At 68.2% G+C, this 19,805-nt stretch carries 16 protein-coding genes and 1 pseudogene; 4 read left to right on the forward strand and 13 right to left on the reverse strand.

The features are described 5' to 3' along the window. Positions 1-4: 4 nt before the first annotated feature. From ON20_RS24140 to clpB, 9 genes are all read right to left on the reverse strand, one after another. Positions 5-1,198: a glycoside hydrolase family 76 protein gene (locus tag ON20_RS24140; protein WP_083865173.1), complete on the reverse strand. Its 1,194-nt coding sequence runs from the start codon at positions 1,196-1,198 to the stop codon at positions 5-7. A 214-nt stretch (positions 1,199-1,412) separates the two neighbouring features. Further along, positions 1,413-2,024 carry a TrmH family RNA methyltransferase gene (locus ON20_RS24145; RefSeq protein ID WP_051163228.1) on the reverse strand — a complete coding sequence of 204 codons (612 nt, stop codon included), beginning with the start codon at positions 2,022-2,024 and terminating at the stop codon, positions 1,413-1,415. A 184-nt stretch (positions 2,025-2,208) separates the two neighbouring features. Continuing rightward, positions 2,209-2,544 carry a DUF4190 domain-containing protein gene (locus tag ON20_RS24150; protein WP_040838784.1) on the reverse strand — a complete coding sequence of 112 codons (336 nt, stop codon included), beginning with the start codon at positions 2,542-2,544 and terminating at the stop codon, positions 2,209-2,211. A gap of 13 nt (positions 2,545-2,557) precedes the next feature. Further along, entirely contained in the window at positions 2,558-3,271 is a 714-nt protein-coding gene (locus ON20_RS24155) for a lysoplasmalogenase (protein ID WP_040838786.1), read from the reverse strand. Between the two features lies 1 nt (position 3,272). Beyond that, positions 3,273-4,331 (reverse strand): beta-ketoacyl-ACP synthase 3, encoded by a 1,059-nt coding sequence (locus tag ON20_RS24160; protein WP_040838987.1) that lies wholly within the window; start codon positions 4,329-4,331, stop codon positions 3,273-3,275. 70 nt (positions 4,332-4,401) lie between these two features. Further along, entirely contained in the window at positions 4,402-4,950 is a 549-nt protein-coding gene (gene pyrE / locus ON20_RS24165; RefSeq protein ID WP_040838788.1) for an orotate phosphoribosyltransferase, read from the reverse strand. A 180-nt stretch (positions 4,951-5,130) separates the two neighbouring features. Beyond that, positions 5,131-6,225, reverse strand: a complete 1,095-nt coding sequence (locus ON20_RS24170; protein ID WP_245547439.1) for a TtfA family protein — start codon at positions 6,223-6,225, stop codon at positions 5,131-5,133. 102 nt (positions 6,226-6,327) lie between these two features. Next, positions 6,328-7,134, reverse strand: a complete 807-nt coding sequence (locus ON20_RS24175) for a hypothetical protein (RefSeq protein ID WP_040838791.1) — start codon at positions 7,132-7,134, stop codon at positions 6,328-6,330. A gap of 97 nt (positions 7,135-7,231) precedes the next feature. After that, entirely contained in the window at positions 7,232-9,787 is a 2,556-nt protein-coding gene (gene clpB, locus ON20_RS24180; protein WP_040838793.1) for an ATP-dependent chaperone ClpB, read from the reverse strand. 353 nt (positions 9,788-10,140) lie between these two features. Between clpB and ON20_RS24185 the strand changes: the two genes are divergently transcribed. Then, on the forward strand, positions 10,141-11,298 hold the full coding sequence (locus ON20_RS24185) for an FAD-binding oxidoreductase (RefSeq protein ID WP_040838794.1): 1,158 nt from the start codon (positions 10,141-10,143) through the stop codon (positions 11,296-11,298). 85 nt (positions 11,299-11,383) lie between these two features. Then, positions 11,384-12,163 (forward strand): FAD-binding oxidoreductase, encoded by a 780-nt coding sequence (locus tag ON20_RS24190; protein ID WP_051163194.1) that lies wholly within the window; start codon positions 11,384-11,386, stop codon positions 12,161-12,163. 113 nt (positions 12,164-12,276) lie between these two features. Here the strand turns inward: ON20_RS24190 and ON20_RS24195 are convergent, their stop codons facing one another. The 4 genes from ON20_RS24195 to dnaK all read right to left on the reverse strand — a co-directional run bounded on the left by ON20_RS24195 (position 12,277) and on the right by dnaK (position 16,540). Continuing rightward, positions 12,277-12,687 (reverse strand): heat shock protein transcriptional repressor HspR, encoded by a 411-nt coding sequence (locus tag ON20_RS24195; protein WP_040838795.1) that lies wholly within the window; start codon positions 12,685-12,687, stop codon positions 12,277-12,279. Then, on the reverse strand, positions 12,687-13,844 hold the full coding sequence (dnaJ, locus tag ON20_RS24200; RefSeq protein WP_040838797.1) for a molecular chaperone DnaJ: 1,158 nt from the start codon (positions 13,842-13,844) through the stop codon (positions 12,687-12,689). Before dnaJ ends, ON20_RS24195 begins: the two co-directional genes overlap by 1 nt. 66 nt (positions 13,845-13,910) lie before the next feature. Then, positions 13,911-14,696 carry a nucleotide exchange factor GrpE gene (gene grpE, locus ON20_RS24205; RefSeq protein ID WP_083865175.1) on the reverse strand — a complete coding sequence of 262 codons (786 nt, stop codon included), beginning with the start codon at positions 14,694-14,696 and terminating at the stop codon, positions 13,911-13,913. Next, complete coding sequence (dnaK, locus tag ON20_RS24210; protein ID WP_040838800.1) at positions 14,693-16,540, reverse strand: molecular chaperone DnaK; 1,848 nt, start codon at positions 16,538-16,540, stop codon at positions 14,693-14,695. Before dnaK ends, grpE begins: the two co-directional genes overlap by 4 nt. 1,679 nt (positions 16,541-18,219) lie before the next feature. On the opposite strand from dnaK, the pseudogene ON20_RS41080 reads away from it, so the two are divergent. Both ON20_RS41080 and ON20_RS24220 read left to right on the forward strand, forming a co-directional pair. Further along, a pseudogene (locus ON20_RS41080) lies at positions 18,220-18,417 on the forward strand (response regulator transcription factor); the annotation flags it as partial. A gap of 46 nt (positions 18,418-18,463) precedes the next feature. Then, a complete protein-coding gene (locus ON20_RS24220) occupies positions 18,464-19,744 on the forward strand; it encodes a hypothetical protein (protein ID WP_051163198.1) in 1,281 nt (426 codons plus the stop codon). Positions 19,745-19,805 lie beyond the last annotated feature (61 nt).

Genomic DNA, 19,805 nt, shown 5'->3' on the forward strand with positions numbered 1-19,805 from the left:
AGGGTTACAGCCCCGCCGCACCGACCAGGTGGGCGGCCTCCATGAGCATCCACCCCGACAGCTGCACCGACAGGTCGCGAGCCGGCATCCAGGAGGAGGTGACCGAACCGCCCGGGGACAGCTCGCCCGCTCTCGCGCTTCCGGCGGGCAGTTCGGCCGGGCGGGACCAGTCGTGGCCGAACAGCGGCTCGCCGTCCACCTCCAGGCGGTTCGCCCAGGCGGCGGCCGCCGATTCCAGGACGATCCGTGCCGCGATCCGCCGATCGCCCACCTGGTCGTGGCCGTCCCCCGGGAGCATGAGCGCGACCTGCGCGAGATACCGGATCAGAATCCCGTTGAACAGGCCACCGTCTCCGCCGCTGCCGCCGTGCACGACGCCGTCGGTGGTCAGGTTCTCCTCCACCGCGTGAAGTAATCGATGCACCCGGTCGCGGTGCCCGGGTTCGGCGGTACGGGCCGCGAGCTCGGTTTCCAGGCCCAGCACCACACCCTGGCAGTAGGTGTAGATCGGGCGTTCGGTCTCTCCGGAGGGCAGGTGGATACCGTCGAAGATCAGACCGGTGTCGGGGTCGCGCAGCGTCGCATCGATCCAGTCGGCCATCTCGACGGCCCGCTCGTAGCGGCCGAGCCGGGCCAGCGCGATACCGGCGGGGCCGTTGGCGGGCGCATTGTAGAAGTCCACGCCGACGCGCCACGGGATACCGCCGCCCTGCTCCGGGGCCCAGGCGTCGTACAGTTCGCGCTCCAGCGGGGCCAGTCCACCGCGCGCCTCGTCGATCCCCTGGGTGCGCCGAGCGCGTTCCAGGGCCAGGACCAGCCAGGCCATGTCGTCGTAGTACCGATTGGTCCAACCGGTGATGTTGCGAATGCGATGGGCACGGATGACGGTGGCGATGCGCCGGCGTCGCGCCGGCGTCGACGCTCGGTTCGCGGCGTCGACGGCGCAGTCGATCAGATGCGCCTGCCACCAGTAGTGCCAGGTCAGGAAGAATCGTTCCCGCCGGGTCGGCGGCCAACCCACCACCGCCAGCGCGGTGCCGGGGAGACACCACAGAGTCCGCAGGTGCCGCGACAGTACCGCTGCTTCGGCTATATCGGCGCGTTCGGACCACACCGCGGAGGTCGTGCCCGACCGTTTCGGTTGCTGCGGCACGGAAACGGGCCGCGGTACGTCGAGATCGTCGCTCCGCGAGGTCATAGGGCCATGGTGCCAGGAAGGTCCGGTTTCATGCTGTTCGATTGTTATGAAGTCGACGCGGAATCGTTCGCTTGCCGGCCATCGTGTCGCCGTCTGTTCGGAATCGGTACCGGCCACACGCGCGGAAACGGAACGGCAGCGCGTCAATAGGGGTTAACGCAAAGAGCGCCCACTCCGGCGCCCGGCCCGCCGAGCCGACCCGTTCGGCGGCCGTTCACCACGCGGTGGTCAGGTCGGCATGCTGGCGAATCCAGGTATGCATGGCAATCCCCGCGGCCACCCCGGCATTGATACTGCGAGTGGACCCGAACTGAGCGATGGACACCGTGAGCACGGCCGCCTCCCGGGCGGCCGTCGTGACACCCGGGCCCTCCTGCCCGAAGAGCAGCAGACAGCTGCGGGGCAGCCGAACGGTTTCCAAGGGGATTGAGCCGGGGACATTGTCCACCGCGACCACCGTCAGGTCCCGCGCCCGGACGAATTCGAGCAGGGCCTCGATATCGGGATGATGGACGATGTGCTGATATCGGTCGGTCACCATGGCACCGCGGCGGTTCCAGCGGCGCCGGCCGACGATATGTACCGCGGCCGCGGCGAAGGCGTTCGCCGTGCGCACCACGGCGCCGATATTGGCATCGTGACCGAAGTTCTCGATGGCGATATGGAAAGGATGCCGGCGCCGGTCGATATCCGCGACGATCGCCTCGCGAGTCCAGTAGCGGTAGGCGTCCACCACATTGCGGCGGTCGCCCTCGGCGAGCAGTACCGGGTCCAGCCGGTCGTCATCCGGCGGCGCGGTGCCGTACTCCTGCGCCCACGGCCCCACCCCGCGGGGGTGCTCGCCCCATTCGGTGGGGCCGGGCCCGGGTTCGGCGGGGTCGTCCGGCTCCGACCGGTGTTCCGCGGCGGCGGGCGGCCCCGCCTCCGCCGGTACTGATGTGGTCACTCCGACGATGCTAAGGCGTGTTCCCCACACACCCGGCGGCGGATAGCCCTTCTACCGGGCCGGTTCACCATCGGGAGTCGACGGTGGTGCCCGAGGTTCCGATGGCGGCGAAGAGAGCCACGAGCCAGACGATCACGCCGATAACGGCCAGCACGATGAAGACCGTGCCGATGATCCCGCAGACATACCCCGCCATGACCGAGTTACGCCCACCGACCGTGCCGCCGGAGGCGTCGATCTCGTTGAGCGCCCGCTTGCCCATCACCCACGCAAACGGCGCGACGAGCTGGCAGAACACAACCCCGAGCAGGCCGAGAATCAGGACGGTGGTGGCCTGCGGATGGTCCGGCGGCGGCGGACCGTAGGCCGGGTAACCGTATCGAGGTGGCGGGTAATCCATTCGACGATAGTAATCAGCGCGGTACGACCACCCGACCGTTGTCGCGGGCATGCACGGCAGGATCGGCGAGCAGGTACTGCGCCGCGCCGTAGGTGCCCAGGATGACGGCTTCGGCCACCCGTCGGGCCCGGGTTCCCCGGACGTACAGCCGGCGCAGCACGATCAATCCGTCGGACACCGTGAACAGCAGCGAACCCAGCCCCACCCGACTACGCGGATCGGCGTTCGGCACATTCACCCCGGCGACCCGACGCGCGCCGGGGGCCAGGTCGGGATCGCCGGCCAGCACACCCGCCGTTCCCAGCATGGCACCGTAGGCGGTGAGCGGCGCGGCGAGGGCGGGGGCCTCGGCGCGCAGCAGCGCACCCGCGCCGAGCCAGGCCAGTACCCGGGGGAAAGCGACCGCCGGCCGAGGTCGGCCGCCGTGCCGGGCCCACAGAGCGGCGTATCCTGCCTGCATCACCGCGAACGACGACGCGCCCGCGACCAGCCGGCGGTCGTCGTCCGGCTCGATCAGCAGCACATCGCCTACGGTGGCGGCGCCGAGCAAACCCAGCAGCAGTGTCCGGTCGCTGGTCCCGAGCTCGACACCAGCGGTGGCGATATCGGCCGCCAGCAGCGGCATCATCAGCGGTTTGGACACCCATTGGAGCCGGTCGCGACCGGTGAGCGCGGCGAGCACGGTCACCGTGGTGGCCGCCAGGAAACCGAGCCGGAACGGGCGCATATCAGAAACTCGGCTCGGCGGGCACGGGCGGTAACGTCACCACCTGGCCTGCGTAACTCAGGCCCGCGCCGAAACCGAGCAGCAGCGCCAACTGCCCGCCCTTGGCCTTACCGGTGACCAGCATCTCCTCCATGGCCAGCGGAATCGACGCGGCGGAGGTATTGCCGGTGTTCTCGATATCGTTCGCCATCGGGATCTCGTCGGCCAGCCCGAGGTTCTTCTTCATCAGCTCGTTGATCCGGGCATTGGCCTGGTGCGGGACAAAGACCTCGATATCGTCCTTGGAGACCCCGGAGACCTCGAGTGTGCTCGACAACGCCCGGGGCAGCGTGACCGCCGCCCACCGGAAAACGCGGGGGCCCTCCATACGCAGTGCCATCCGGCCCACCGGTTCCACCGCGGGATCGGTGCCCTGGAGAGCCTGGGCCCGGTGCATGTACTCGAGGAAGTCGACGTCCTGCGCGATGGCCTCGGCGTTCTCGCCGTCACTGCCCCAGACCGTCGGGGAGATACCGTTCTCCTCGCTGGGTCCGACCACGACCGCGCCCGCACCGTCCCCGAAGATCATGGCGGTTCCGCGGTCGGTGGGGTCGAGACCAACGGTCATGGTCTCTGCGCCGATCACCAGCACATAGTCGGCGGAGCCCGCGCGGATCAGGTCGGCGGCGATACCGAGGCCGTAGCCGAAACCTCCGCATCCGGAGGTGAGATCGAAGGCGGGGATACCGTTCATCCCGAGATCGGAGGCGACGATGGGAGCGCCGTGCGGGGTCAGCTTGAGCCAGCTGGAGGTGCACAGGATCAACATGCCGATCTCGGACCGGTCGATACCGCTGTTGGCCAGGGCACGTTTCCCCGCGGCCGCCGAGATCGACCGCAACGTCTCGTCGCCACTGATCCAGCGCCGGTTGCGGATACCGGTGCGCTCATAGATCCATTGGCCGGTGGAATCGAGAACCTGACACACTTCGTCGTTGCTCACGACGCGCCGTGGCCGGTAGGCCCCGATACCGAGCATTGCGACGTTGTCATGCCCCTTTTTGCCGGCAATGCTCACCATGAGCTCACGACCCTTCACAAACCTAACAAAACAGGCACCAGGCTACCGAGAGCAAAGTCCCGGCAAAACCTCAGCCCAGAGCCAGATCCTTCAATCCGAGGATAGAACGGTATTCCAACCCTTCCGCGGCGATGACCTGGTCGGCGCCTGTTTCCCGATCGACAACCGTCGCCACCCCGACCACCGTCGCGCCCGCGGTCCGCAGCGCGCGCACCGCCGTGAGCGGGGAATTGCCGGTGGTGGTGGTGTCCTCGACGACGAGAACCCGCTTACCCGCCACATCCGGACCTTCGATCTGCCGTTGCATACCGTGCGTCTTGGCGGCTTTACGCACCACGAAGGCATCGATCGGGCGGCCAGGGGCGTGCATCATGGCCAGCGCGACCGGATCGGCGCCCATGGTCAGCCCGCCCACCGCGGCGAAGTCCCAGTCCGCGACCAGATCGCGCAGCAGTTTCCCGATCAGTGGGCCCGCCCGGTGATGCAGGGTCGCGCGGCGCAGGTCGACGTAGTAGTCGGCCTCCTTACCGGACGACAGGGTCACCCTGCCGTGCACCACGGCGAGTTCGCGCACCAGCGCGGCCAAGCTGTCCCGATCGGTTGCTGCCCGGTCGATCATCCGTGTCCTTTCAAGCATGAGCCCGCCTCGCTCGCGCCGGGGTTCCGGCGAAACCTTCGCCGCCCCTACCAGCAGAATACGGTGTACGTCGCGGCGGGCAAGGCCTGGCCCACAGGCGCCGAGCTCGGCGCCCGGTCGATGGAAGCACAGGTAGCTCGGCCACGCGCGGGCGCGGAGGAACTACCTCGGCACCGGTCCCTGGTACGGCCGGAAACCCGGGTGAAAGGGGCCGCCCGGCAGGCGCTGGGCGTCGTCGCGGGGACGGTCGGGTGCGGAGGAGTCGGTGTCGTCGGACGAACCCGTACGGTCTTCACCGGCACGGTCACCGGAAGCGGGATGGTCACTCATCCGCGAGGACGGTCGGTCCTCGGACCGGATGTCGGGAACCAGCGCCAGACTGGGCCGGCGGGACTGCCCGGCGTCACCCGGACCGTCGATGTCATCACCACCGTCCGGGCCGGCCGAATCGCCCTCCCCCCGGAACCGCAGACCCGCGGCGGGGGGCGCGGGACGCTTCTCCCCGCGCCCGTGGTCCTCGTCGGGGTCGCGCCCGGCCTTGTCGTCGCCGCGCCGCGGGGCGGACGCGTCCCGGTCCTCGTCGTATTCGCCGGAGCGGATGCGAGCTCGCGGATGCGGTCGGGCAGGCTCGCGGTCGGCCGGCGGGTCGGCTACGGGCGGCAGTACGTGCAGCAACCCGGACAGCCGCAATACGGCATCGATCCCGGTCTCCCAGTCCTTCGCCGCGGTGCCGACCGGGAGCATGCCCAGCGTCCAGTTGCCCTCGCTCCAGAGCATCTGCACGGTATCGGGCAGCGATTCGATGAACGCCACCATCCGCTGGTCCACGGCATGCCGCGCGATCTCCGGATTGGTGGCGAAGACGACCCGGTCGCCGATGGCGCCGAGCAGTTCCAGATCGGCGTCCTTGGGCGGGGATGCGGTTTTCAACCGCATGTCCACGTCGATATCCGACCCGATCTGCCGGCGCACGGCGACCAGCGTCGCGGAATCCTCCAGGTCCAGCAGGACGAACTTCTCGCCCTTGCGGATACCGGTCACCACGTCGACCGCCGTCAGATAGCCCAACTTGGCCAGCGCTCCACGCCGCCATGTCGAAGCCAGTGCCGGTTCCACCGACACGTAGGTGTATCCCTGAGCCTTCGCCCACACCTGGCGCGCATGACCGGTCCGCTGCCGCTGGCGCCGGTCGAAGTACAGCAGCACAATCGCACCCACCAGGGTGATTGCCGCCAGCCCGAACCACATTGCCGTCATCGTCGCCTAGCCTAACGGTGCAACCGGGCATCGTCCGTCATTAGCCCGCGCATGGCCGGAGCGAATACGGAGGTACGGACACACGGACGCGCGGGAAACATGTCACCGCCCGCCTCCGGGCATGGCGGTGCTGATGATGACCTTCGCCGTGATCGAACCGTCAGGGGCCTTGTCACCCTGGACGAGGATCAGATCTCCCTCGGGGAGGTCGCCGACCGTGGTGCCCGACAGCGAAATCACCTGGGTGTCGGAGGCGGTGTGCACGATGACATCCGACCCGCCGATCGAGCTGATGGTCAGTGTGACGCCGTCGTTCGCGGTGATGGTGCCCATCGTGGTGCCGGAGGGGACAGGGTCGTCGAGGCCGGGCATGCCCGGAATACTCGGCAACGTCGGCGGCCGCCCGCTCGGCTCGAGTGAACCGGTCGGCGCCCGCCGGCCGGGTACGGTACTGATTCCCCTGTCGCTCGCCGACGTGGACGAATCGCCGCCGCCGAACAACAGGCCCGCGGCCACCCCGGCCAGTCCGACCAGCACCACAACCGCGAGTCCGATCCCGATCCACAGTCCGGTCCGGCGTTCGGGCGGTCGGGGCGGTTCCCCCGGCGGCTGCCCCGGCGTTTGTCCGGCCGACCAGGTGCCGTCGGGATAGCCGGTCGGATACGACGGCTGTCCGTGGACGCCGTAGGTGTCCCATCGGCTGTCGTAGGTCGGCAACTCCCGGGTCGGGTTCGGCCCCTGCGCCCAGGCGTCGTAGGGGCCGTTACCGGGATAGGCCGTGGTCGGTTCCCCGTACGCCGCCGTGTAATCCTCGGTGCGCAGCGACTCGGTGCCCGATTTCCCCGGCCGACCCAGGTGTTCGGTCGGGGTCTCGTCCGGCCGGGCCCAGGGATCGTTCGGGTTGGTCATATCTCCCACAGTAGGTCGTCGCCGGGCACGGAGTGCGGAACTCGGCTACTCCGTGCCCGGTCGGCGACGCCCCGGCGAGACTCCGCGCGTCGGGAATTCAGCTCCCGACCTTCAGGCCGTCCCCGTCGGGAGTGACGGTGACCTTCACGGTGTCGCCGTCGGTGATCTTGCCCGCCAGCAACTCCTTGGCGAGCGTATCGCCGATGGCCTGCTGGATCAGCCGGCGCAGCGGACGGGCACCGTAAACCGGGTCGTAGCCGCGCACCGCCAGCCAGAACCGGGCCGACGCGCTGACGTCCAGCTGCAGTCGGCGCTGCGCCAGCCGCTTCTGCAACTGGTCCAGCTGGATATCGACGATCTGCTCGAGCTGATCCTCGTCGAGAGCGTGGAACATGACCACATCGTCGAGGCGGTTCAGGAACTCCGGTTTGAAAGCCGCCCGCACCGCGTTCATCACGAACTCGTCGTCACCACCCGAACCCAGATTCGACGTGAGGATGAGGATGGTGTTGCGGAAGTCGACCGTGCGGCCCTGGCCGTCGGTGAGCCGGCCCTCGTCGAGGACGGCGAGCAGGATGTCGAACACATCCGGGTGCGCCTTCTCGATCTCGTCGAACAGCACCACCGTGTACGGCCTGCGCCGGACCGCCTCGGTGAGCTGGCCGCCCTGGTCGTAGCCGATGTATCCGGGCGGGGCGCCGACCAGCCGGGCCACGGAGTGCTTCTCGCTGTACTCGCTCATATCGATGCGCACCATGGCGCGTTCGTCGTCGAACAGGAAGTCCGCGAGCGCCTTGGCCAGCTCGGTCTTACCGACGCCGGTGGGGCCGACGAACATGAACGAGCCGGTCGGCCGGTTGGGGTCGGCGACCCCGGCGCGCGCTCGGCGAACCGCGTCCGCTACCGCCTGCACGGCCGCGGTCTGGCCGACCACCCGCCGTCCGAGTTCGGCTTCCATCCGCAGCAGCTTCTGCGTCTCGCCCTCCAGCAGGCGGCCCACCGGGATACCGGTCCACGCCGAGATCACTTCGGCGATATCGTCGGGGCCGACCTCCTCCTTGAGCATCACCTCACCGTCCGCGGCCGCACCGGACACCCGTTCGGCCTCGGTGAGCTGTTTCTCCAGGGCCGGGATACGACCGTAGCGCAGTTCGGCCGCCTTGCCCAGGTCGCCGTCGCGTTCGGCCCGCTCCGATTCACCGCGCAGCGATTCCAGCTCCTCTTTGAGAGCCCGGACCTGATCGATGGCCTTCTTCTCGTTCTGCCAGCGGGTCGTCAGCTGGTTCAGCTTCTCCCGGTCGTCGGCCAGTTCGGCGCGCAGTTTGGCCAGGCGCTGTTTGGACGCCTCATCGGTTTCCTTGCTCAGCGCCACCTCTTCGATCTCGAGCCGGCGCACCGCCCGCTCCACCTCGTCGATCTCGACGGGACGGGAATCGATCTCCATGCGCAGCCGTGAGGCGGACTCGTCGACCAGGTCGATCGCCTTGTCCGGCAGGAACCGGGAGGTGATGTAGCGGTCGCTCAGGCTCGCCGCGGCGACCAGGGCGGAGTCGGTGATGCGTACACCGTGGTGCACCTCGTAGCGTTCCTTGATCCCGCGCAGGATGCCGATGGTGTCCTCCACCGACGGTTCCCCCACCAGCACCTGCTGGAAGCGGCGTTCCAGGGCGGCGTCCTTCTCGATGTGCTTGCGATATTCCTCGAGCGTGGTGGCGCCGACCAGGCGCAGTTCACCGCGGGCCAGCATGGGCTTGATCATGTTGCCCGCGTCCATGGCGGACTCGCCGGTCGCGCCGGCGCCGACGATGGTGTGCAGTTCGTCGATAAACGTGATGATCTGGCCCGCACCGGCTTTGATCTCCTCCAGCACGGCCTTGAGCCGTTCCTCGAACTCACCGCGATATTTCGCGCCGGCGACCATGGCACCCAGGTCGAGGGTGATCACGGTTTTACCGCGCAGCGATTCGGGGACGTCGCCGGCGACGATGCGCTGGGCGAGGCCCTCCACGATGGCGGTCTTGCCGACGCCGGGTTCGCCGATGAGCACCGGGTTGTTCTTGGTGCGCCGGGACAGCACTTGCACCACCCGGCGGATCTCGGTGTCGCGTCCGATCACCGGATCCAGTTTCCCGGCGCGCGCGGCGGCGGTGAGATCGGTGGAGTACTTCTCCAGCGCTTGGTAGCTGCCCTCCGGGTCCGGGTTGGTGACCCGGGCGCTTCCACGTACCACGGTGAACGCCTCGCGCAGCGCCGCGGCCGTGGCACCGTACTGCGTGAGCAGTTTGGCCACGTCCGTATCGCCGTCGGCCAGCCCGACCATGACGTGTTCGGTCGAGACGTATTCGTCGCCGAGCTCGGTGGCCAGCTGCTGGCCCGCGGTGAGCGCGGCGAGCGCTTCCCGGCCGAGCTGCGGGGTAGTGGTGGCACCGGTGGCCCGAGGCAGCCGGTCGACGAGCTCCTGCGCCTCCCGCCGTATGGCGGCCGGATCGGTTCCGACGGCCTTCAGCAGCGGGCCGGCGATACCGTCGGTCTGGTCCAGCAATGCCACCAGCAGATGCGCCGGACGGATCTCCGGGTTACCCGCGGTCGAGGCGGCCTGGAGGGCGGCGGTGAGCGCCGCCTGGGTTTTGGTGGTGGGATTGAAGGAGTCCACGAAGCACCTTCCTGCTAGTCGATGTCGGTTTGGCACGGTGTCGGCTGTGCGACCGATTGCACAGGGGTGTCTCGTGCCGTTCTCATCTGTCCAACGTTCGAAAGGTTGAGTCTGTTCCGCTCAAGTTTGCCATTCGCGCCCCATCCCGCACACCGCGGCCCCCGAATGGACGTCGTCTCCGCTACGGTGACCGGATTCCACCACACCGACCGGCCACCACCTATACCCTCGATGGGGCCGATCCAAACCCAACACCTGCACATATCACGATTTTCGGCAATACTTGTCAGCGGAGGACGACCGGTAACGGATACGCCCTTCGGGCAGATTTGAGGGAAAGGAAGCTCCACGCCGTGGATGCGCGTTCGGCAGCGCTGGTCCGCGCCAATTTCCAGTCGGTACTCGATGCACCGAATGGACCCGAGCGGTTGGTCAGTGCGTTTTATGGCTATCTGTTCGCCGAGAATCCCCGACTACGGGAACTGTTCCCGCCTGCCATGGATATGCAGCCCAAACGGGTCGTCACCGCGATCCAGTACATGCTCGATCACCTCGAAGACTGGGACCGGGCCCAGAAATTCCTCGAGCAACTGGCCCGTGACCACCGCAAATTCGGCGTCGAGGCATCGCACTACGATATGGCCGGCCGGGCGCTCTACGCCGCCTTCCACGCCTACAACGGGGCCGCCTGGACCCATGAACTCGCCGAGGGCTGGCGCGATATCTGCCTGCTGATCTCCGCCGCCATGGCCATCGGCGCCAATTCCGACGACTCCCCGCCCTACTGGGAGGCGACCGTGGTCGGCCACCGGCACGTGCTGGAGGACCTGGCCATCGTCCGCCTGCAGTCCGACGAGCCGATCCCGTACCTGGCCGGACAGTACGTGCCGGTCAGCGTGCCACAGCGGCCGAAGATGTGGCGATACCTGTCCCCGGCCATCCCCTCCAACCCCTACGGCGAGATCGAGTTCCATGTGCGCAAGATCCGCGGCGGATGGGTGAGTCCGGCCATCGTCAACGAGAGCAAGGTCGGCGACCGCTGGCTGATCGGTGGACCGCTCGGTGGGCTCCAGGTGGACCACGAAAGCGGGCGCGACGTTCTGATGATCGGCTCGGGCACCGGCATCGCGCCGCTGCGTGCGCAACTGATCGAGATGGGCCGGCGCGGTATCAATCCCCGGGTGCATTTCTTCATCGGGGGCGTCTACCCCTGCGACCTGTATGACGTGGAGAACATGTGGCAGCTCTCGCAGAGCAACCCCTGGCTCACCGTCGTCCCGGTCTGCGAGCACAAGACCAACCCGTGGTGGTATCCGCATCCGACCACAGACGCTCCCTACGGCATGCACCGACGGCTGGTCGGTAATCTCGGTGCGGTCGTGGCCAGTTTCGGCGCCTGGGAGGATCGGCAGATCCAGATCGCCGGCTCGCCGAAGATGATCGCCGACACCCGGCGCGCCCTCCTCGCGGTCGGCACCCCGGAATCGATCATCAGCGCCGATCCGGTCTGACGGGCGCGGTCACACGTCGATCCACGCCCGGCCGGAAGGCCGAAAACCGCGGCCGACCCTAGGAATCCGACCCTGTGAGAGAGGTATGAGCATCGACCCGCACACCTTCGGCGACGGAGCGCCGCCGCAGGAATGGACTTCGACCGTCGTGGGGCATCACCGATTGCGACACGATCTCGCGGTGATTCGATTGATCGGCGAATTCGTCCCCTTCACCGCGGGACAGTCCGTCGAGGTACGGGTGCCGCAGCTCCCGGGGCTGCGTCGCCGGTTCTCCCCGGCCCTACCGCCCTCGCTGGACGGAAAGCTGGAATTCCATGTGCGGACGGTACCGGGCGGCTGGTGCAGCAGCTCCATCGTCGCCGATACCTCGCCGGGAGATGAATGGATCATCAGCGCCCCGGCCGGCATGTTCACCGTCGACCCCGAGGGCGAGGAAGTGGTGATGATCGCGGGCGGTACCGGTCTGGCGCCGATGCGTTCGCAGATCCTGGAACTGGCCCGCCACGAATCCCCGCCGAAAACCTATCTGTTCGTCGGCGGTTCCTCACCGCGAGACCTGTACGCCGGCGATATGCTCACCATCCTGACCGCCGAATTACCCTGGCTCACCGTGGTTCCGGTGGTGGAGGACCTCGAGGACCCGGGCCGGCCCGACGAATGGTATGAGCGCTCCCGAGTGGATATCGGCTTCGACACCGACGATCTGCTCCAGGGCACGCTGGCGGAGGTGGTCGGCTCTTACGGCGCGTTCGACCGGCACCAGGTACTGGTCTGCGGCTCCCCGGCCATGACCCGGGCAACCGTCGAAAGACTGCTCGACACCGGCACCCCACCCGAACGCATCCAATTCGAAGGCGGCTGAGCACGGCGCCGGAGAAGCAGCGCAGCACGACCACGCAGGCACCGCTCGGCCGCCCGGCCAATACCGCGGCCGAGCGTCGGTGCCGGAGGACGCAGCGTGCCGAGCACGCGCGGCTAGTTCCGCCGATTCCGCGGCCGCCACACCACGAGTGCGGTACTGCGCTGGGGCACCGGCGTGAGATCGGGACGGTAGGCCGCCGCCCGTACCCGCTCCAGCTCGGAGGTCAGCTCGGACACCTGCCGTTGCAGTTCCTCCACCTGATTGGTGAGCTCGATGATGCGCTTGATCCCGGCCAGGTTGACGCCCTCGTCCTGGGACAGCCGCTGCACCTCGCGCAGCAACTCCACATCCCGCGTCGAGTAGCGGCGGCCCCCGCCCGACGTGCGTTGCGGGGTAACCAGTCCCAGCCGGTCATAGGTGCGCAGGGTCTGCGCGTGCATACCGGCGAGCTGCGCCGCCACCGAGATCATGAAGTACTCGGTGCGCGACGCACCGCCGGACGCCTGCTTCGGATCGTTGGACATCACGCACCTGCCCATCCTGCTCGTGGATCGAAGCCGCTGGCCTTCTCCGCCTCCTGGTAGGCACGCAGTGCCGCGGTGGCCTCGTCGTCCAGTTTCTGTGGCACGGCGACTTTCACGGTGACGAGCAGATCACCGGCCCCACCACCACGTTTGGACACCCCACGCCCGCGCACCCGCAGGATGCGGCCATCCGCGGTTCCCGGAGGCACCTTCACCCCGACCCGGCCCTGCAGCGTCGGCACCGATACGGTCGTACCGAGCACCAGCTCACTGTAACTGACCGGTAACACCAAGGTCAGGTCATCGCCGGCACGGCCGAAAACCTTGTCCTGGCCGACGTGCACGGTGACATAGAGGTCCCCCGAGGGGGCACCCCGTAGTCCCGCCTCGCCCTGACCGGCCAATCGGATCCGCTGCCCGTCCGCGACTCCCGGCGGAATCCGGACGGTGATGGTGCGGGTGCGGTTCTGGGTACCGCTGCCGTGGCAGTCCACGCACGGGTTATCGATGATCGACCCGGTGCCGCGGCATTCGTCGCACGGTTCGCTGAAACCGAACGCGCCCTGGTTCCGGCTCACCACACCGGCACCGTTGCACACGGGGCAGACCCGAGGACTGGTCCCCGGCTTGGCGCCACTGCCGTGACAGGTGGTGCACGGCGACGGACTGGTCAGTCGCAGCGGTACCGTCGCTCCTTGGGCGGCCTCTCGGAAACCGAGTGTGGTCTCGGTTTCCACATCGGCCCCGCGCCGGGGACGGTGCGAGGTCCGGGTGGAACCGCGGTTGAACAAACCGCCGAACAGATCACCGAGACCGCCGTCGCCGCCGCTCGCCGCGCCGAAGATATCGCCGAGATCGAACCCCTGCGAGAATCCGCCACCCGCACCGGGAGTGAATCCGCCGCGGCCGTACCCGCCGGCCGTGAACAGCCGGCGGGTCTCGTCGTACTCCTTGCGCTTGGCCGGGTCGGACAGCACGGCGTGCGCCTCGCTGACGGCCTTGAACCGCTCCTCGGCCTTGGCGTCACCGGGATTGGCGTCCGGGTGCAGATCACGGGCGAGTTTGCGGTACGCCTTCTTGATCTCGTCCGTCGAGGCGCTGGAGGAAACGCCCAGCTCCTTGTAGAAGTCCTTTTCGATCCACTCCCGTTGGCTCACCGGGCATCTCCTCCTTTCGCTGTCTCCGATATGCGAAGCCCGCGGGCGCCTTCGGGCGCCATCGGGCTAACGGCCGTCCGCGCCGGCATCGGTATCCGATGCCACGGAATCGGTCGCCGTATCCACCTGTCCGGGGCCTTCGGCGGTCGCTTCCGGGGCGCTCACACCGCCGGAAGCGTCAGCGTTCCCGGCGCCGTCCGACGGGCCATCGGTCACTCCGACCATCGCGTGCCGCAACACCCGGTCGCCGAAGCGGTAGCCCTTGCGCATGACGACACCGATCACCGATTCGTGCCCGGAGCCCTCGTGCTGTACCGCCTCGTGCAGGGTGGGATCGAACGGCTCGCCCTCGATACCGAATTCCTCCAAACCCTGTTTACGCAGGGCATCGGTGAGTTTGTCGGCCACCGAACGCAGTGGACCGGATTCCAGGTCGCCGTGCGCCCTGGCACGATCCAGGTCGTCGAGTACACCGAGCAGTTCGGTGACCACGGCGGCCTTGGCGGTATCGATCGCGGTTTTGCGATCGCGTTCCACCCGACGTCGGTAATTGGCGTATTCCGCGGTCAGCCGCTGCAGGTCGGCGGTGCGCTCGGCCAGTGCGGTGGTCGGATCGCCCGTGGCGGCACCGGTTTCGGTTTCCCCGGTGCCGGCCGGCGCGGCGCCGTTCTCGGCCGCCGCGTCCGGTCCCGATCCGTCGACAGCGGTGCTGTCGGCCCCGAACGGAGCGGCACCGTTGTCCGCCCCGCCCGACTGCCGGACCTCACCCGTTTCGGGATCGACCTTGCGCTTGTCGACGAAGCCGATCGGCTCCTCAGGCCTTTCTGGATTGCCGGCGTTCGCGTTCGTCACTTCTTCTCCGTGTCAACCGGTTCGTCCACAACTTCGGCGTCGACCACTTGGTCGTCATCGGCGTTCGCGCTCGTCCCGTTGCCGGAGGCCGCCGCGTCCGCCGCCGACGCCTCGTATATCGCCTGGCCCAGGGCCTGCGATTCGGTGGCCAGCTTCTCCATGGCCGCCTTCACCGCGGCGACGTCGGTACCCTCGAGGGCCTCCTTGGCCTCGGCGACGGCCGCCTCGACCTTGGACTTGACGTCCGCCGGCACCTTGTCCTCGTTCTCCTTGATGAACTTCTCGGTCTGGTGCACCAGCGATTCGGCCTGGTTGCGGGTCTCCGCCTCCTCACGCCGCGCCTTGTCTTCGGCCGCGTGCTGTTCGGCGTCCTTGACCATCCGGTCGATCTCTTCCTTGGACAGGCCGGAGCCATCCTGGATCTTGATCGTGTTCTCCTTGCCGGTGCCCTTGTCCTTCGCGGTCACGTGCACGATACCGTTGGCGTCGATATCGAAGGTGACCTCGATCTGCGGCACACCCCGCGGAGCCGGTGGGATACCGGTCAGCTCGAACGAGCCGAGCAGCTTGTTGTGCGAGGCGATTTCGCGCTCGCCCTGGAAGACCTGGATCTGCACCGACGGCTGGTTGTCGTCGGCGGTGGTGAAGGTCTCCGAACGCTTGGTGGGGATGGTGGTGTTGCGTTCGATGAGCCTGGTCATCACGCCGCCCTTGGTCTCGATACCCAGCGACAGCGGGGTCACGTCGAGCAGCAGGACGTCCTTGACCTCGCCCTTGAGCACACCGGCCTGCAGCGCGGCCCCGACGGCGACGACCTCGTCCGGGTTGACGCCCTTGTTCGGCTCCTTGCCGCCGGTCAGTTCGCGCACCAGATCGGTCACCGCGGGCATACGGGTCGACCCGCCGACCAGCACCACGTGGTCGATATCGGAGACCTTGATGCCGGCGTCCTTGACGACCTGCTGGAACGGCGCACGGGTACGGTCGAGCAGATCCGAGGTGATCTTCTGGAACTCGGCGCGAGAGAGCTGCTCGTCGAGGAACAGCGGGTTCTTCTCCGCGTCGACGGTGATGTAGGGCAGGTTGATCGAGGTGCTCTGCGAGGAGCTCAGCTCGATCTTGGCCTTCTCGGCCGCCTCACGCAGCCGCTGCATCGCCATCTTGTCCTTGGTGAGGTCGATGCCGGTGCTGCCCTTGAACTTGTCCACCAGCCAGTTCACGATGCGCTGGTCCCAGTCGTCACCACCGAGGTGGTTGTCACCGGAGGTGGCGCGAACCTCGACGACGCCCTCGCCGATTTCCAGCAGTGAGACGTCGAAGGTGCCGCCACCGAGGTCGAAGACCAGGATGGTCTGCTCCTTGTCGCCCTTGTCCAGACCGTAGGCCAGGGCGGCCGCGGTCGGCTCGTTGACGATGCGCAGCACGTTCATACCGGCGATCTGGCCGGCTTCCTTGGTGGCCTGGCGCTGGGCGTCCTCGAAGTAGGCGGGAACGGTGATGACCGCGTCGGTGATCTCCTCACCGAGGTAGGCCTCGGCGTCGCGCTTCAGCTTCATCAGCGTGCGCGCGCTGATCTCCTGCGGGGTGTACTTCTTGTCGTCGATCTCCACCGCCCAATCGGTGCCGATGTGGCGCTTGACCGAGCGGATGGTGCGGTCGACATTGGTGACCGCCTGGTTCTTGGCCGGCTGGCCGACCAGTACCTCGCCGTTCTTGGCGAACGCGACAACAGAGGGAGTGGTACGCGATCCCTCGGAGTTGGCGACGACGACCGGCTCACCACCTTCGAGAACGGCGACGACCGAGTTCGTGGTCCCGAGGTCGATTCCGACCGCACGAGCCATTGGGGTTCCTCCTCATTTCGACTGCATGTGTGATGTCAGGGCCGGTGGGCCCGCTGCGCCCTCGGGCGCCGGACCAGGCCCCTGACACTGCACGGAGCACGGTCCCAGCAACACTGAGCGTGGTCGACTCAATCCTGCATACGACCCCGGGGGGAGTCAAGTCAAACTTGAGTCCAAGTCGCTCAATGTTGTCGATCGACCCAACCAAGAGCGATGCCGATCTATTCCCGGCCCGCCTCCCGACCGGGCCCTATCGCGACCGAACCCGTGTCCGCCGTTGTTCCCACCGCCGTCGGCACCCGCCGCCGACTCGGCAGCACGACCTCACCCCCTCCGGTAACACCACGCGGACAACGGCCGAAAGAACCGGTAATCGGTCTCCGACCGGGAGCACGTCGGAACGGGCGGTGGAAGCACGGTGGGCCCACACGAGGCCCTGCTCCGAAGCCCCACGGACCCAGCACAGTCGCGAACGGGGTTACCAGATGCCACGAACACAGCGCCCGACGCCGACGCGGACACCGCATCCGACGCGCCGGAACCCCGAGCTGCCGTTCGGACCCGACGGCGTCGCCTTCGGCTCCCTGGCCGGGACCCACGACATCTTCCTGGAACTGGACTCGCCCGCTCACCACCCTGTCGTATGCCTCGTCCGCGGACGCTCGGGTACCGGCAAGACCGCCCTGCTCACCGCCATCCGCCGCCGACTCGCCGCCCGCGGTATCCGAACCCTCGACCATCCGGAGGCGCTGACCGCGGCACCGACCGGGCAGCAGGCCCTCATCGTCGACGATGCGCACCTGTTGGCGCCGCACCACTTGGTCCGACTACACGCTGCGACCGAAGCGCACGACCTCCCGGTGGTCGCCGCGGCCCAGCCCCGACCACACCATCCCGGCCTACGCGAACTGGCCGCGACGGTGGACCGGCACGGTCGGATCGTGGAACTGCGACCCCTGAGTCCGTCCGATATGACACCGTTCGCCCGGGAGCTCGGCCTACTGGTACCGGCCTGGGTGGCCGACCGGATCCACCGGCGGACCGGTGGTATCCGCGGCGGTGTGATCGTCGCCCTGCGGGCGGCCTGCGCGGCCCGCCGCGACGATATGGTGGGCGCCGTCGACGCGGCGGTGTACGGCTGGATGCGGACACAACTGGCGGCGCTGGACCCGACGCTGTTGGGCACCCTTGCCGTGGTCGCCACCGGCGCCGGTTTCGATCCCGACGACCTGGGCGAGGTGTTCGGTGTCGAATCCCGCGCCGCCCAGGAACTCATCGACCGGGCCCGGGCCACCGCCCTGGTGACCGATGCCGACCTGCTGCTCGCCGACGCCGTCGCCCCGCTACGGGAAACGCTCGGCGAACAACGGTTCCTCGCAGTCCTGCACCGGTTGTTCACCACCCGGCTGGAGTCGGGCCGGCTGGGTACGCACACCGCCTTGACTCTGGCCGAATCCGGGGTACGGGACAGTCGGCTCGCCGAACTACTCGCCACCGCCGCCGAACGAGCGGGCACCGAAGCCGCCCGCTATGCCGCGGCCGCCGTCGCCGGCGGCGCCGACACCGATCTCGTCACACATTGCGCCGGCGGCGGCCACACCGCACCATCCGACGAGCCGCCCGGTCTCGGCGATCCCGAACGGCCTCGAGCGAAACCGGAGGCCGAACCGAGCACACGGTTGACCGAACGGGAATACGAGATCGGCGAATTGGTGCTGCTCGGACTCACCTATCGGGAAATAGGGGCACGGCTCTACATCTCGGCCAAAACCGTGGAACATCACGTCGCGCGTATCCGGCGTCGGATCGGCGCCGGTTCGCGCTCGGAGTTATTGTCAATGCTCCGCGCCATGGGACAAGGGATGCCACCTGCCTGAACCATGGCGTCCCGGAGCGCCGTAGATCGACAAGCGAGGAACGACGATGGCCACAGGGGTGGGCCTGCACATCGCCGAGGACGGATGCACCGCGGCAATCGCGCGCGACGACGGCGAGCCGTATTTCGTTTTCCGCGAACCGGTCCTGCACATGTCCGACGAGGGCGACGCCGCACTGGGCGGCGAGGCACCCCCGGGGCATAACCACACCATCACCGGTTTCGTGGGCGCGGTGGGCAATCCCGCGGGTATCACGGTCGACGACGGCGCGGCCTACCGCGCCGAAGACCTACTCGCCACCGCCCTGTTCTGCCTGATCAATCTGTCGGCCGAATACCTCAGCGGCCCTGCGGAATTCTTCGCCACCCACCCCGCACGGTGGCCGGAACAGCAGGTGCGGGCCCTGCGCGAAGCGCTGGACTATCTGGGCCTGCGGTCGGTGGCACTCGTCGGCGAGAACGAGATCCCTGCCGTGACCACGAACGATTCCGCCGCCGGCAGGGGCCGGGGATACGCGGAGGGTGCCGCTCGCGCCGCGCTGGCCGCGGTCCTGGAGACGCCGGCGGGAACGACACCACCGGATCCGACCACGGCCGAGAACGCCACCCTCGACACCGTCATCATGCCGGCCATCCCGGACCCCACCGCTCTGGCACAGGCATATTCGGCGCTCCAGCCGACCGTCGATCCCGCTTCCACCGCGCTGGACACCGATGTCTCGGACACCGCGCCGCCGGCCACGGTCGGCACCGCCGCGCTCGGTACGGGCACCTCGGCGGCGACCGCCGCCGCCCCCGTTTCCACCCGATCCGAGGCTTCCCGGCGCATGGGCGGCCGTGCCGTGCCGATCGCCATCGCCGCGGCACTGCTCGGCCTGCTGGTGGGCGCTGTCGGCGTGGCCGCGGTTCTGCGGGGTACGGCGGACCCCGACCAGGCGACGGAGGACGACCCGTCCCTGTCGTCGACCGTCACCCCCGCGGCTCCACCGGTGCCACCGATCACCTCCGAGCCACCGGCCCCGGTGGAGTTGGAGCCCACGGCGATACCGGAAACCACCGTGGATCCGGAACCCTCGGCGACACCGGAACCCACCGACCTGCCACCCTCGTCCACCGAGCCCTCGGCCACCATCACCCCCACCGGTCGCCCCCTCGATCCGAGCACTTCCGATAGTCCCACCACCACGGATGTGACAAGCACCACATCCGAGCCCAGCGAGACGACGACCTCGCCGCTCGACTATCTACCCATCCCGCTACCGGTGCCATCGATCGATTTCCCGGGAACGGGGTCACAAGATGAGACCAAACCGCGGTTCGTACCCTAAAGTGTTCCGCTGACCGGTCTTGTTATCTCGGTCATAGCTCGGCCACAGCTGTGCGTCACGG

Origin of the sequence: Nocardia brevicatena NBRC 12119 (assembly GCF_000308495.1) — a bacterium.
Lineage (GTDB): Bacteria > Actinomycetota > Actinomycetes > Mycobacteriales > Mycobacteriaceae > Nocardia > Nocardia brevicatena.

Bases quoted from the DNA above. Each gene is read 5' to 3' on its own strand.
- ON20_RS24140 (WP_083865173.1), bottom strand. From the start codon at position 1,198: ATGACCTCGCGGAGCGACGATCTCGACGTACCGCGGCCCGTTTCCGTG.
- ON20_RS24150 (WP_040838784.1), bottom strand. From the start codon at position 2,544: ATGGATTACCCGCCACCTCGATACGGTTACCCGGCCTACGGTCCGCCG.
- ON20_RS24155 (WP_040838786.1), bottom strand. From the start codon at position 3,271: ATGCGCCCGTTCCGGCTCGGTTTCCTGGCGGCCACCACGGTGACCGTG.
- ON20_RS24160 (WP_040838987.1), bottom strand. From the start codon at position 4,331: ATGGTGAGCATTGCCGGCAAAAAGGGGCATGACAACGTCGCAATGCTC.
- pyrE (WP_040838788.1), bottom strand. From the start codon at position 4,950: ATGATCGACCGGGCAGCAACCGATCGGGACAGCTTGGCCGCGCTGGTG.
- ON20_RS24170 (WP_245547439.1), bottom strand. From the start codon at position 6,225: ATGACGGCAATGTGGTTCGGGCTGGCGGCAATCACCCTGGTGGGTGCG.
- ON20_RS24175 (WP_040838791.1), bottom strand. From the start codon at position 7,134: ATGACCAACCCGAACGATCCCTGGGCCCGGCCGGACGAGACCCCGACC.
- ON20_RS24190 (WP_051163194.1), top strand. From the start codon at position 11,384: ATGAGCATCGACCCGCACACCTTCGGCGACGGAGCGCCGCCGCAGGAA.
- ON20_RS24195 (WP_040838795.1), bottom strand. From the start codon at position 12,687: ATGTCCAACGATCCGAAGCAGGCGTCCGGCGGTGCGTCGCGCACCGAG.
- dnaK (WP_040838800.1), bottom strand. From the start codon at position 16,540: ATGGCTCGTGCGGTCGGAATCGACCTCGGGACCACGAACTCGGTCGTC.
- ON20_RS24220 (WP_051163198.1), top strand. From the start codon at position 18,464: ATGGCCACAGGGGTGGGCCTGCACATCGCCGAGGACGGATGCACCGCG.